Origin of the sequence: Vibrio chagasii (genome assembly GCA_041879415.1) — a bacterium.
Classification (GTDB): domain Bacteria; phylum Pseudomonadota; class Gammaproteobacteria; order Enterobacterales; family Vibrionaceae; genus Vibrio.
The window spans coordinates 1-13,972 of record CP090851.1; the positions used below are offsets into that span (position 1 = coordinate 1).

General features: G+C 44.0%; 15 protein-coding genes and 1 other RNA gene. 9 read left to right on the forward strand and 7 right to left on the reverse strand.

The window, feature by feature from the left end; translation table 11 throughout:
• Positions 1-469: transketolase (locus L0991_00005; GenBank protein ID XGB62483.1), on the forward strand; the 469-nt coding region annotated here is incomplete at its 5' end.
• Between the two features lie 91 nt (positions 470-560).
• Here L0991_00005 and L0991_00010 read toward each other — a convergent pair.
• On the reverse strand, positions 561-797 hold the full coding sequence (locus L0991_00010) for a hypothetical protein (protein XGB62484.1): 237 nt from the start codon (positions 795-797) through the stop codon (positions 561-563).
• 203 nt (positions 798-1,000) lie between these two features.
• Here L0991_00010 and epd point away from each other — a divergent pair, with 203 nt between their 5' ends.
• From epd to mscS, 4 genes are all read left to right on the forward strand, one after another.
• Entirely contained in the window at positions 1,001-2,050 is a 1,050-nt protein-coding gene (gene epd / locus L0991_00015; protein XGB62485.1) for an erythrose-4-phosphate dehydrogenase, read from the forward strand.
• A gap of 165 nt (positions 2,051-2,215) precedes the next feature.
• Positions 2,216-3,379: a phosphoglycerate kinase gene (locus tag L0991_00020; GenBank protein ID XGB62486.1), complete on the forward strand. Its 1,164-nt coding sequence runs from the start codon at positions 2,216-2,218 to the stop codon at positions 3,377-3,379.
• 155 nt (positions 3,380-3,534) lie between these two features.
• Entirely contained in the window at positions 3,535-4,611 is a 1,077-nt protein-coding gene (fbaA, locus tag L0991_00025) for a class II fructose-bisphosphate aldolase (protein XGB62487.1), read from the forward strand.
• A gap of 378 nt (positions 4,612-4,989) precedes the next feature.
• On the forward strand, positions 4,990-5,856 hold the full coding sequence (gene mscS / locus L0991_00030; GenBank protein ID XGB62488.1) for a small-conductance mechanosensitive channel MscS: 867 nt from the start codon (positions 4,990-4,992) through the stop codon (positions 5,854-5,856).
• An 81-nt stretch (positions 5,857-5,937) separates the two neighbouring features.
• On the opposite strand, the gene L0991_00035 is transcribed toward mscS, so the two are convergent.
• Complete coding sequence (locus L0991_00035; protein XGB62489.1) at positions 5,938-6,567, reverse strand: LysE/ArgO family amino acid transporter; 630 nt, start codon at positions 6,565-6,567, stop codon at positions 5,938-5,940.
• 142 nt (positions 6,568-6,709) lie between these two features.
• On the opposite strand from L0991_00035, the gene L0991_00040 reads away from it, so the two are divergent.
• On the forward strand, positions 6,710-7,606 hold the full coding sequence (locus tag L0991_00040) for a LysR family transcriptional regulator ArgP (GenBank protein XGB62490.1): 897 nt from the start codon (positions 6,710-6,712) through the stop codon (positions 7,604-7,606).
• Positions 7,607-7,717: 111 nt separating this feature from the next.
• A complete protein-coding gene (locus tag L0991_00045; protein XGB62491.1) occupies positions 7,718-8,431 on the forward strand; it encodes an oxidative stress defense protein in 714 nt (237 codons plus the stop codon).
• A gap of 96 nt (positions 8,432-8,527) precedes the next feature.
• On the opposite strand, the gene serA is transcribed toward L0991_00045, so the two are convergent.
• The 5 genes from serA to zapA all read right to left on the reverse strand — a co-directional run bounded on the left by serA (position 8,528) and on the right by zapA (position 11,885).
• Positions 8,528-9,757, reverse strand: a complete 1,230-nt coding sequence (gene serA / locus L0991_00050; protein ID XGB62492.1) for a phosphoglycerate dehydrogenase — start codon at positions 9,755-9,757, stop codon at positions 8,528-8,530.
• 260 nt (positions 9,758-10,017) lie between these two features.
• Positions 10,018-10,674, reverse strand: a complete 657-nt coding sequence (gene rpiA, locus L0991_00055; protein XGB62493.1) for a ribose-5-phosphate isomerase RpiA — start codon at positions 10,672-10,674, stop codon at positions 10,018-10,020.
• A gap of 101 nt (positions 10,675-10,775) precedes the next feature.
• Positions 10,776-11,375 (reverse strand): 5-formyltetrahydrofolate cyclo-ligase, encoded by a 600-nt coding sequence (locus tag L0991_00060; GenBank protein XGB62494.1) that lies wholly within the window; start codon positions 11,373-11,375, stop codon positions 10,776-10,778.
• Positions 11,376-11,381: 6 nt separating this feature from the next.
• Positions 11,382-11,565, reverse strand: a non-coding RNA gene (gene ssrS, locus L0991_00065) — 6S RNA.
• A gap of 11 nt (positions 11,566-11,576) precedes the next feature.
• Positions 11,577-11,885, reverse strand: coding sequence for a cell division protein ZapA (gene zapA, locus L0991_00070; GenBank protein ID XGB62495.1), 309 nt, complete (start codon positions 11,883-11,885; stop codon positions 11,577-11,579).
• A gap of 307 nt (positions 11,886-12,192) precedes the next feature.
• On the opposite strand from zapA, the gene L0991_00075 reads away from it, so the two are divergent.
• Positions 12,193-12,768, forward strand: a complete 576-nt coding sequence (locus tag L0991_00075; GenBank protein XGB62496.1) for a YecA family protein — start codon at positions 12,193-12,195, stop codon at positions 12,766-12,768.
• A 23-nt stretch (positions 12,769-12,791) separates the two neighbouring features.
• Positions 12,792-13,970 (forward strand): 2-octaprenyl-6-methoxyphenyl hydroxylase, encoded by a 1,179-nt coding sequence (gene ubiH, locus L0991_00080; protein XGB63822.1) that lies wholly within the window; start codon positions 12,792-12,794, stop codon positions 13,968-13,970.
• Positions 13,971-13,972: the final 2 nt, after the last annotated feature.

Sequence of the window (13,972 nt, forward strand, 5' to 3'; positions counted from 1 at the left end):
AAAAGACGGCCCAACGTCTCTAATCTTCTCTCGTCAAAACCTTGCACAGCAAGAGCGTAACGAAGAGCAAGTAGCGAACATCGCGAAGGGTGGTTACATCCTGAAAGATTGTGAAGGTAAGCCAGAGCTAATCCTTATCGCTACTGGTTCTGAAGTTGAACTAGCGGTTAACGCTGCTGCTGAACTGACAGCTGAAGGTAAGAAGGTACGCGTAGTATCTATGCCTGCAACTGACGCATTCGACAAGCAAGATGCTGAGTACCGTGAATCTGTACTTCCATCTGACGTAACAGCTCGTATCGCTGTAGAAGCTGGCATCGCTGACTTCTGGTACAAGTACGTTGGTTTCGGTGGCAAGATCATCGGTATGACAACGTTCGGTGAATCTGCACCTGCAGGTGAGCTATTCAAGATGTTCGGTTTCACTACTGAAAACGTAGTAAACACAGCAAAAGAGCTTCTTGCTTAATCATTGATTGCTAGGCTTGTGCTAACAGTGTAATGAAAGAAAAAAAACCGAGCGTTGAGCTCGGTTTTTTTAGTGATATACAAACTTTAGGCTATTCGAATTCATTCCCCCAGTTATCCAACTCTTTAGTACCACATACTTTGCATGTCACGTACCGATCCATGTTGTAGTAGTGGCCGCCATTGATAATTGAGTTAGCAAAAAGCTTAATTCTACCGAGTAAACTTTTGTCGGTATCGTAACTGCTTGTCTGGCGAACAAGAATTTCACTATGTGGTGTTTCTTTATTACATGTCTTGCAAAAATGAGTCGCTGGGTATCCAGACATAACCTTTTCCTTTGGTTGAGAAAATTGGGTTAGAAACAGCCGTAGAACTAGGTAACACTCATTATTGTAATAACTACATTAGTCTGGAATGATGCTCAATGCTTATATATTGCTTTTGTCGAGTTAGGTCACTCAACTAATGCCTTTTGGGTAGGATTCAGTTATTATCTGTTGCACGAAATTTTGGTTAGATGTACGGAACTATGCTAAAAGTCGCGATAAACGGATTTGGACGAATAGGGCGTAATGTATTACGCGCTGTTTATGAAAGTGGCAAAAGCCAACAAATCAAAGTAGTAGCTGTCAATGAGCTGGCTCAGCCTGACGCTATGGCTCACCTATTACAATACGACACCAGTCACGGTCGCTTCGGTAAGAAGATCTCTAACGACCAAGAACACATCTATGTCCATCATGGCCTCGGTGCGGAAGACAAAGGTGACTTCGATACGATTCGTATTTTACACCTTGCTGATATCGAGTTGTTGCCTTGGCGCGACCTAGAAGTGGACATCGTTCTCGATTGTACCGGTGTTTACGGCTGTCGAGCTGATGGTCTAGCACATATTGCGGCTGGCGCTAAAAAGGTGCTGTTTTCACACCCTGGTGCTAACGACTTAGACAACACCATTATCTACGGTGTGAATCACGATACTATCGAAGCCGACCACAGAATCGTTTCTAACGGTTCATGTACTACTAACTGTATCGTTCCTATTATAAAGGTTCTTGATGAAGCCTTTGGCATTGAGTCAGGCACCATCACGACCATTCACTCTTCAATGAATGATCAGCAAGTTATTGATGCTTACCACAGCGATCTTCGTCGTACTCGTGCAGCAAGCCAATCCATTATTCCTGTCGATACCAAACTGCATAAAGGTATTGAAAGAATCTTCCCGAAATTTTCTAACAAGTTCGAAGCAATATCTGTGCGTGTACCGACGGTAAACGTAACAGCGATGGATTTAAGTGTCACAATTAATACAAATGTGAAAGTTAATGACGTAAATCAAACCATTGTTAATGCATCCCAGTGTACATTACACAATATAGTTGACTATACTGAAGCGCCGCTTGTTTCCATCGACTTTAATCACGATCCCCATAGCGCAATTGTTGATGGTTCACAAACTCGAGTGAGCAATGGCCACTTAGTGAAAATGCTAGTGTGGTGTGATAACGAATGGGGCTTTGCGAACCGAATGCTAGATACGGTTCTTGCAATGCAAGCTTCTGAAGGCAAGAAGTAAGACCTAGAAGCAAATGTGCGGATTATTTATTTTTTAGCTTGAAATAAATAACGAGAGTCCACATATTACTAGTAGTTAAAGAACTACCAGTTGAATAATTTATAGGCTTGGCAGGGTTGCTGAGTTTCCAAACTTTATTTTTATTTAAATTTGAGAGGACAAATCATGTCTGTGATCAAGATGACTGACCTGGAACTTGCAGGTAAACGCGTATTTATCCGTGCTGACCTAAACGTACCAGTAAAAGACGGTAAAGTAACTTCAGATGCACGTATCCTAGCATCTCTACCAACTATCAAGCTTTGTCTAGAAGCTGGTGCAAAAGTAATGGTTACTTCTCACCTTGGTCGCCCTACTGAAGGCGAGTACAACGAAGAGTTCTCTCTAGCTCCTGTAGTTAACTACCTAAACGACGCACTAGACTGCGAAGTTAAACTAGCTAAAGACTACCTAAACGGCCTAGAGCTAAACGCTGGTGAACTAGTTGTTCTAGAAAACGTTCGCTTCAACAAAGGCGAAAAGAAGAACGAAGAAGAGCTATCTAAAGCATACGCATCTCTATGTGACATCTTCGTAATGGATGCATTCGGTACGGCTCACCGTGCACAAGCATCTACTCACGGTGTTGGTACTCACGCTCCTGTAGCATGTGCTGGTCCTCTTCTTGCTGCTGAGCTAGAAGCACTAGGTAAAGCAATGGACAACCCAGAGCGTCCACTAGTTGCTATCGTTGGTGGTTCTAAAGTTTCTACTAAACTGACTGTTCTTGAGTCTCTATCTAAAGTTGCTGACCAACTTGTTGTTGGTGGTGGTATCGCGAACACGTTCATCGCTGCTGAAGGCCACAACGTAGGTAAGTCTCTATACGAAGCAGACCTAGTTGAAACAGCTCAAAAACTAATGAAAGAGTGTGCTATTCCAGTAGCAACTGACGTTGCATGTGCGAAAGCATTCGACGAGAACGCAGAAGCTGAAATCAAGCACGTTTCTGAAGTTGCAGACGACGACATGATCTTCGACCTAGGTCCAGATTCAACTGCTGCTCTAGCTGAAATCATCGGCAACGCAAAAACTATCCTTTGGAACGGCCCTGTAGGCGTATTCGAATTCAAGAATTTCGAAGCGGGTACTGCTGGTATTTCTAAAGCAATCGCTGAGTCTGCAGGTTTCTCTGTAGCAGGTGGTGGTGACACGCTAGCAGCTATCGACAAGTTCGGTATCAAAGCTGACGTTTCTTACATCTCTACTGGCGGCGGCGCTTTCCTTGAGTTCGTTGAAGGTAAAGTACTTCCTGCAGTAGCAATGCTTGAAGAGCGTGCTAAAGCATAATTGATTTAGAAAGGCGAGATGCGAATCTCGCCTTTTAACGTTTGCTGCATATCACACTTTTTTGCTAGAATGGCATAAGTTGTGAGCAAACGATTGCAAGTTTTTAAACTTAAGTTTTTTAATCTTAAAACGATAGAATAAATAGGACTATTTCCATGTCTAAGATCTTCGATTTTGTAAAACCTGGTGTGATTTCTGGCGATGACGTACAGAAAGTATTTGAAGTAGCAAAAGAAAACAAATTTGCTCTTCCTGCTGTAAACGTTGTTGGTACCGACTCTGTAAACGCAGTACTAGAAGCAGCTGCTAAAGTTAAATCTCCAGTAGTTGTTCAGTTCTCTAACGGTGGCGCTGCATTCTTCGCAGGTAAAGGCGTTAAACTTGAAGGTCAAGGTGCACAAATCCTTGGTGCTGTAGCTGGTGCTAAATACGTACACGCTGTAGCTGAAGCTTACGGTGTTCCAGTTATTCTACACACTGACCACGCTGCTAAGAAACTACTTCCATGGATCGACGGTCTACTAGACGCTGGTGAAGAGTTCTTCGCTCAAACTGGTAAGCCTCTATTCTCTTCTCACATGCTAGACCTTTCTGAAGAGTCTCTAGAAGAGAACATCGAAACATGTGCTAAGTACCTAGAGCGCATGGCTAAAATGAACATGACAATTGAGATCGAACTTGGTTGTACTGGTGGTGAAGAAGATGGCGTTGATAACTCTGATATGGACGCATCTGAGCTTTACACTTCTCCAGAAGACGTTGCTTACGCATACGAGAAACTAAGCGCTGTTAGCCCACGTTTCACTATCGCAGCATCTTTCGGTAACGTACACGGTGTATACAAGCCAGGTAACGTTGTTCTAACTCCAACTATCCTACGTGACTCTCAAGCATACTGTGCAGAGAAGTTCGGTATCGCACCTAACGCTCTAAACTTCGTATTCCACGGTGGTTCTGGTTCTACTGAAGCAGAAATCCAAGAGTCTATCGGCTACGGTGTTATCAAAATGAACATCGATACTGATACTCAGTGGGCTACATGGGATGGTATCCGTGCATACGAAGCGGAAAACCGTGACTACCTACAAGGTCAAATCGGTAACCCAACTGGTGAAGATGCACCAAACAAGAAGTACTACGATCCACGCGTATGGCTACGTGCTGGTCAAGCTTCTATGGTTACTCGTCTTGAGAAAGCATTCGCTGACCTTAACGCTGTAGACGTACTATAATTCTTTGAATTAAGTAGTCTCTAAGTTTTAAAAACCCGCTCATTGAGCGGGTTTTTTATGTCTGATAAAAAGTTGTATTATTTATGTGAAAAACCTAGCGCGTGGTGAATAAATTTCGTAGTCTTTTAGTTATCGGTATTTGTGTTTATGCGTAAGTTTCCTTTATTCAAAGGCTTACATAAATATGACTTTGCAATCTGTCAAAGATAGGATATCGTGCCGAAAAACAGGGGTAGACACTCTGTTTCGTAAAAAGGACTTAGCAAGTTTTTACGTTAACGTTATGATTTAATTGCATAAATTAAAGGTGGCGGTTAAATAGTAAGACTTGGTTTAAGGCAGTTTAGCTCATAGCATATTACATAGAGGATGCACATTATGGCTGAGAGTTCTACAGCGATTGAGACCCCGCTTGTGGATGGTCTTTCAAACGCAGAACAGTGGTTAACGGATAACTCAGATTTGTTTATTCAGTACGGGGTAAACATTATATCTGCGCTGGTTATTCTGTTTATTGGTAACCTAATCGTAAAAGCTGTAGCGAACAGTGTGGCTAAGGTTCTTCAGAAGAAGAAGATGGACCGAGCGGTTGTTGAGTTCATCCATGGTTTAGTTCGTTACTTGTTGTTTGTTATCGTTCTGATTGCAGCTCTTGGTCGCCTTGGTGTTCAAACTGCGTCTGTCGTTGCGGTAATTGGTGCCGCTGGTTTAGCCGTTGGTCTTGCACTACAAGGCTCACTATCGAACTTTGCAGCAGGTGTACTTATCGTTGCATTCCGTCCATTTAAATCTGGTGATTACGTAGAAATTGGCGGTGTTGCTGGTTCAGTTGATTCGATTCAAATCTTCCAAACGGTTCTAACAACGCCTGATAACAAAATGGTTGTCGTACCAAACGGCAGCGTTATCGGCAGCCCAATCACTAACTACTCTCGTCATGCGACACGTCGTATCGACCTAATGATCGGTGTTTCTTACGGTGCAGATCTACAAAAGACCAAAGAGCTTTTGACTAAGATCTGTGAATCTGACGAGCGTGTATTGAAAGAACCTGGTGTTCAAGTTGGTGTTCACACGCTAGCTGACTCTTCAGTTAACTTCGTGGTTCGCCCATGGGTTAGCACTGCTGAGTACTGGAATGTTTACTTCGACCTAATGCAAGCAATCAAAGAAGGCTTGGATAAAGAAGGTATCGAAATCCCATTCCCACAAATGGATGTTCACATGAACAAAGTTGAGGGCTAATAAAGCTTCGACAAGTTTAATAAAAAGGCGGATAACTTAGGTTATCCGCCTTTTTTTTGGAGCTATATTTTCAGGCTATTTCTACCAATACTGCTCAATAAGTCCATTAGCGAGTACTGCTGCGATAGCAAACATCATGGTTGCAACAGCGATATCAATGCCTTTCTTAACACTTGGTTTAGATAGTGTTGGGCCAAGTTTTGCAGCGCCAAGTGAGAGCGAATAGAACCAAACAAATGATGCCAAGATAGTTCCGATAGCAAACGCGATTCTATCATTGCCTTCAAATTGCCCACCGATGGAACCAAGAATTACCACAGTATCCAAATAGAGGTGTGGGTTTAATACTGTAACTGCTAATGCTCCTAGGATGACAGTACGTTTACCACGAGCCAATATTTCACCTTTTGATTCCTTGTCTGATGGTGCTTTAAAAGCACTCCGCAGTGACAACAAACCATAGACAGTCAGGAAAGCGATACCACCTAGTGTCACTGAAGTGAGCAGGACTTCATTTTGCGACAAGATAGCGCCACCACCAAAAATGCCTAGCGAGATAAATAGGGTGTCGAGCAAGCTACAAATTGTTGCTGTGGTTAAATGGTGATTGCGTTTTATCCCTTGATTTAGGACGTACGCATTCTGAGCGCCAATAGGGATAATCATGCTTGCCCCTAGACCAAAACCTTGTAATAAAACCCAAAAACTCATTTTAATCTCCACTTATTTAACGATATTTACGTGCTATATGGCGAAGATACTCCGACCCTTAAAATAAGTATAATTAATGATTTTAATCTATTATTAGAGTTGCTAATGTGGGGTTGAGTTAGCTTAAAAAGGAAGTAAATTGATGCGTGGATTGGATTATAAGTGGATAGAAGCGCTGGATGCTGTGGTGAAACAACGTAGCTTCGAAAGGGCTGCAGAGCAGTTATATATCTCCCAGTCTGCGGTGTCTCAACGCATTAAACAGCTAGAAAAGTGGCTCGCTCAACCTGCCTTGGTAAGGGAAAACCCACCTAGGCCAACCCCGGCTGGTAAAAAGTTACTAGGCTTATATCGTCGAGTCCGTTTGTTGGAGCATGAACTGGTTCCCGAGCTGATGAATGAAGATGGGAATCAGCCTCTATCAATATCCATTGCTACTAACGCGGATAGCTTAGCAACTTGGTTACTGCCAGCTTTGTCGGACGTGATGAAGTCGCGCCAAGTGGAATTGAACCTCGCTATTCATGGCGAATCGAGAACCATAGAGAAGATCAAAAGTGGTGAAGTTGCTGGTGCAATTAGTTTGGAGTCTCAAGCGATTCCTGGTTGCAGTGCCGACTACCTTGGTCGCATGGATTATGTGTGTGTGGCAAGTCCAGACTTTCATCAGCGTTACTTCTCGGAAGGGGTCAACTACACCACATTGAGAAAGGCTCCAGCTGTGTCTTATGATCAATACGATGACCTCCACAAGAAGTTTCTGCATGATCATTTTAATGTGCCTAGAGACAGCGTGATCAACCATACAGTTGGTAGCTCTGAAGCGTTTGTGCGTTTGGCCTTGTCGGGTGTTGCCTACTGTTTGATTCCAAGGTTACAGATCATCGAGGAGCTAGAATCAGGTTCGTTGATTGATATTACGCCCGGTTTTTTATTGTCTTATCGGATTTATTGGCATCATTGGCAGCTTGAAAGTGGGGTACTTAAAGAGATCTCGCAAGCGATTTTGAGTTTTGCTCATGAACACTTACCACAGTAAGCTGGTGGTTTTTTCAGCGTCAAAGTTCTGTTAGAAGTGCGGTGCCTAGATTGGATAAACGGCAAATTACTCTATGATGAAAAGACATTTGTTTAGCATAGGTCTCCCCCCATGAAGTTTGTACCAAAGATGTTAGCAACCTCTCTTACTCTTACAGCTGCACTGAGTGCTGTAAGTTTTTCCGCACTGGCTAATTCGCCATCTTTTCCACACATTTCGACAACCGGTTACGGTGAAGTGGTGGCGACGCCAGATATGGCGACATTTTCAGTCAGAGTTGTAGAGTCAACGATGACCGCAGAGCAAGCAAAGCTCACCGTTGATAAAGTGGTGACGAGCTTCCTTAATAAGCTGCATAAAGCTGGGGTTGATGAGGCGAGTGTTCATAGCTCTAACCTGTACCTAGCACCTCAATATCACTACCCGAAAGACGGCAAGCCGGAGCTAGTCGGTTACCGAGCTTCACGTAATGTGACGGTTGAAGTTAAGGACTTATCAAATCTTAATGAGTATATGGATATTGCCATTGCTCAAGGGATTAACCAGATAGATAACATCCAATTACAAGTGCGTGACCAAGCGAAATATCAGGAGCAAGCGCGTTTAGAAGCAATCAAAGACGCAAGAGCAAAAGCTAAATCATTAGCGACTGGTTTTGAGCGTGAGCTTGGAGACGTGTGGCGTGTTGATTACAACGCACAGTCTTCCCAGCCAGTATTAATGCGTTCTATGGCGATGGATGCGAGAACGGAGTCTAACTCTTATGAAGACTCAACGATCACCATTCGTGATCGTGTGAATGTGATCTATCAGCTTGAAGAGTAATTAGATCATCATGATCTAATTGCCTACCATAGGCCAAATACTAAAAAGGCTCTCACAATGAGAGCCTTTTTGTTTTTCTAATATCGAATTCGATGATTAGTGAAGTAGACGAGCACGGATCGTGCCTTCGATCTCTTTCAGTTTCAGCAGTGCTTCTTCAGAGCGGTCTGCCTCAACATCGATCACTACGTAACCCATATCAGCGGCAGTCTGTAGGTACTGACCTGCGATGTTGATGCCTTCTTCAGCGAAGATTGTGTTGATCTGAGTTAGGATACCTGGACGGTTCTGGTGAATGTGCAATAGGCGAGATGTGCCCGTATGCAATGGCAGCGATACCTCCGGGAAGTTAACACTTGATAGCGTTGAACCGTTATCAGAGTATTTCGCAAGTTTACCTGCCACTTCTACACCGATGTTCTCTTGAGCTTCTTGAGTAGAACCACCAACGTGTGGCGTTAGAATTACGTTATCGAACTGCATTAATGGTGACTCAAATGGGTCAGCATTGGTTTTTGGTTCGGTTGGGAATACGTCAATCGCCGCACCACCTAAGTGACCTGAATCAAGCGCACCGCACAGTGCAGGGATATCTACCACAGTACCACGCGCCGCGTTGATAAAGATTGCGCCCGGCTTCATACGATCGAACTCTTCTTTACCCATCATGTTCTTGGTTTCGTTTGTCTCTGGAACATGTAGTGAGATCACGTCACACTTGTTCAACAGTTCCGTCATGGTGTGAACTTGCGTTGCGTTGCCCAGTGAAAGCTTGTTTTCAATATCGTAGAAGTAAACACGCATACCTAGGTTTTCCGCAATAATACCCAGCTGAGTACCAATGTGACCGTAACCGATAATACCTAAACGCTTACCACGAGCTTCGTAAGAGTTGTCTGCACTCTTTTTCCAGATGCCACGGTGCGCAAGAGCGTTCTTTTCTGGGATGCCACGTAGTAGCAATAGAACCTGACCAAGAACCAGCTCAGCAACGCTTCGAGTGTTTGAGAATGGTGCGTTGAAGACAGGTACACCACGCTTTGCAGCGGCTTCAAGGTTTACTTGGTTAGTACCGATACAGAAACAACCGATAGCAACCAATTTTTCAGCAGCATCAATCACTTCTTGGGAAAGGTTTGTGCGAGAACGAATACCGATGAAGTGAGCATCTTTAACTGCTTCAAGTAGTTCATCTTCAGGTAGTGAGCCTTTGTGGTACTCAATATTTGTGTAACCAGCGGCTTGAAGTACTTCTACTGAAGAAGGGTGGAGACCTTCTAGAAGTAGAATTTTTATTTTTTCTTTTTCCAGTGAAACTTTGGCCATTGTTCTCGTCCTTAAAATGGAAAGGTTGGGCAAATGCGGCGCACGTGCTACAAAATGGCTGAAAGGGGAACAAATTCACCACTTTGTTAGGAGACAAACGTTTTCCCTGTGCGTCTTCTGAACAATAAAGTAACAAAAAAAAAATGTTTTGGGTAAGAAAATTACGGAATAAGACATAATTTTACAGGTACAAAGCAAAAAAACGGCGCCCTTGGGCACCGTATGTAATGAAGTAACAGAAAAACTCAATCTTCTATTATTTATTCTTCGATTTTTGCACCTTCAGGTGTACCTGTGATAACCACATCTGCACCACGGTGTGCGAATAGGCCAACTGTTACCACACCAGCGATACCATTGATGATATCTTCTAGTTGTTTCGGGTTCTCAATCGCCATGCCGTAAACATCTAGGATCACGTTGCCGTTATCCGTTGTACAACCTTCACGGTAAACCGGGTCACCACCAAGCTTAACTAGCTCACGCGCAACGTATGAACGTGCCATTGGGATAACTTCTACCGGTAAAGGGAATTTACCCAGTACATCAACAGCTTTCGTGCCATCAACAATACATACAAATTTATCAGAGATAGCCGCTACAATTTTTTCACGAGTTAGAGCTGCACCGCCGCCCTTGATCATATCGCGAGTTGGGTTGATCTCGTCTGCGCCATCAACATAGATGTCTAACTTAGCAACATCATTACACTCATACACTTTGATTTCTAGCTCTTCTAGGCGTTGCGTTGAAGCAACAGAGCTTGAAACTGCACCTTTGATTTTGTCTTTCATTGTGCCTAGTGCGTCGATGAAGTGATTTACCGTAGAGCCAGTACCAACACCTACAATGCTGCCTTCTTCAACATATTTAAGTGCTGCCCAACCAGCTGCTTTTTTCATTTCATCTTGAGTCATGCCATTCTCCTGAATAAGATCTTGCGCTTTGAATTAGTCTTTCGCGTATTAAGTTAACGTTTGAGTATCGAGGTTAACGTTTGCGGCGCGATTATAGCGCTTTAATGGTTGTTTTCCCATTGCCAAGTTTTACTTGGAGTCACGATTTTAGGTAACGGAACATCCCACTCTTCAATTGGTAGGGTATCGACATGTTGGCAATCGTGAGCCAAACCAATTGGTGTAGCCCCTTGTCCTGTCTCGAACCATTTCGCCAGAGTACGATCGTAATAGCCACCACCCATGCCTAACCGGTGACCATGAGAGTCAAAACCAACCAGCGGGGTAAGAATCAGGTCGAGTTGATGACAAGGTTTCACCAACGTTTGATTAAGCTGTGGTTCAACGATGCCGTATTTATTTAATACCGTTGGGGTTGTCGGAGAATAGTGCAAAAACAACAGATGCCCGTCAGAGAAAGGATGTAATACAGGTAAATAGGTCTGCTTACCTTGCGCCCACAACCATTCAATTAAAGGTTGGGTATCAAGTTCACCATCGATAGAGATATAAAGTGCGATATGTTGGGCAGACTGAATGTCATCAAGTTGAGCGCACTGCTTAACTAGGTCTATGCCGGATTGAGTTTGTTGTTCGCTAGATAGGGAATTGCGTTTGATGCGGATCTGTTTGCGAAATTCGCTGCGTGTGAGCGTCTTCATAAGAAGGGATACCCCAAAGTGCCGTTGAGAATAGATGGCCCTTGAACCAGCGAGTTCAAGGCGGATCAGCAATGATTACCGTAGGCTTCTCGGTCGGGCCGAGCATGCTCAATAGCACTCAAGTACTAACCCTTAGGGATTGCTTATCGGCTCGGGGACGTGAATCCTCTGACAAACACTCCAGGGTAAATTTTGTGTACGCTATTGCTGTCCGTGCTTAACCTTACTGAGAACATCTGAAAGCGATGTTGTGAGCTGTTCCATTCGCTCGGTCAGTGCGTTTTGTTCGTCATTTGCTTCAAACTTCTTAGTTTGTAATTCATAGCAAATGTTCAGAGCTGCGATAGTCAGCAGCTTCACTTCATTGGTTACCTTAGTACGTTCAGCCATCTCTTTCAATCGATTATCAAGATCGGCCGCCGCTGCAATCAATGACTCCTCTTGCCCTGCTGGACAATTTACTCGAGTCAGTTTTCCTAATATTTCAACGTCTACCGCTTGATTACTCATGATGGATGAACTCTTTAACGCGCTATTTTAAGGCTGTTGCTCTTCGTTATTTTCTTGAAACAAAAAGTGCAAGTACCGATGAGGAAGCAATCTCCTCTGAGGGAGAAACTATAGGTAAACCGCTATTAAGATTCAAGCTTTTCAGAGTGACTGTTTGTAAATGAGAGCTTGAGCACACAGTAATTCAGCAAATTGAACAATTGGTAGTCAGTCATCCTTCAATTGCTAGGGATCGATGCTTACCAGAATTGGGGTGAAGTGGTACGATTATACTATCGATATAAAGAATAACTGAGCGAGCTATCTGATGAGCGAAACTACTTTACCTGACTACCTAACGGTTGCGACTGAACTTCAATCGGCAAGTCTAGCCGTAACCCCTGCTGAGATGCATGGCTTATTAACGGGTATGTTAAGCGGAGGCTTAAGCCTAGCAGATAAGAGCTGGCAACCACTGATCTTTGATTACACCAACGAAGGCATGGGTTGGCCGGATCGCGCATTAACGTTAGCGGAAGCAACATTGAAAGTAACCACTAGTGAGATCACGGGTTCAGGCATGGAATTGTCTATGCTATTGCCTGACGAAGACGCAAGTGCGAGCCTGTTTGATTTAGCTGACGGTGTGTCTGATTGGATCAACCACTTTATCTCTGGTTTAGGGCTAGTTGGCGCTCAGTTAAATAAGGCGTCGGAAGGCACTAAAGAAGCGCTGGCTGATCTTGAAGAGATGGCAAAGCTAGGTATTGATGAAGATGATGATCTGGAAGAGCAAGCGCAACTTCTAGAGCACGTTATTGAGCACGTAAAAGCGTGTGCATTAACCATTCATGCTGAGTTTGGTGCACGCCCATCTGAAGATGTAGCTCCAACCATTCACTAATCGTTTGCCAGTTTGAGGTTATGATGGCTCAGTATGATGTTGTAATTGCTGGTGGTGCGATGGCAGGGGCGACTTTGGCGCTTGCCTTGAATCACCTAAGCCAAGGCTCGCTATCGATTGCGGTAGTGGAACCTTATCAGGTTGATCATCAAGCTCATCCTGGGTTTGATTCTCGTTCTATTGCTTTGTCTTATGGCACAGTGCAGATCCTTGATTCATTGCAGTTGTGGCAATCGATCGCTCCAGTAGCAACCCCGATTAAAGATATTCATGTCTCGGATCGTGGGCATGCAGGAATGACTGATATCTACAGCGAAGATCTTGCGGTTGATGCGCTTGGTTATGTGGTCGAGTTGGCGGATGTCGGTCGAATCTATCAGCAAAAGCTGGAGTCAGAAGAGGCAATTACGATGTTGTGCCCTGATTCAGTAGCGAAAATTGAGCGTAGTGATTTACTGACGACCATTGACCTTAACAGCGGGCAAACCATTACTACTAAGTTGTTGGTTGCAGCTGACGGAGCGATCTCTACCTGCTGCCAACAACTGAATATTTCGTTGAGTGAGCATGACTTTGAGCAAGTGGCTGTCATTGCCAACATTGTGGCGAGCGAGCCTCATCAAGGTCGCGCCTTTGAGCGTTTTACCCATCATGGGCCAGTTGCTTTATTACCGATGACGGACAACCGTCTATCGCTAGTGTGGTGCTTACCGCCACAACAAGCTGATAAAGTCATGGCTTTAAACGACAGCCAGTTCCTTGAACAGCTGCAGAATGATTTTGGTTGGCGATTAGGCCGTTTAGATAAGGTGGGTAAGCGTGCGAGCTATCCTCTGATTCTTCGTCATCGTCAGCAAAATATCTCTCATCGATTTGCGATTGTCGGCAATGCCGCTCAAACTCTTCATCCGATCGCGGGTCAGGGCTTTAACCTCGGTATTCGTGATGTGGCTTCTTTAGCCGAAGAGTTGTGTACTCAGTTGGATGATGTTGGTCGATACACTGGTCTTGTTAACTTTAGAAAACGTAGAGAACAGGATAGAGGGGCGACGATTACACTGACATCGAGCCTAGTACATCTATTCTCAAATGACTTTTTAACCGCTCGTATCGGGCGTAACCTTGGGTTAGCTGTTATGGATAACCTTCCACCACTTAAAGGTCCACTTTTGCGTCATACGCTTGGCCTAGTAGAAAGATAAGG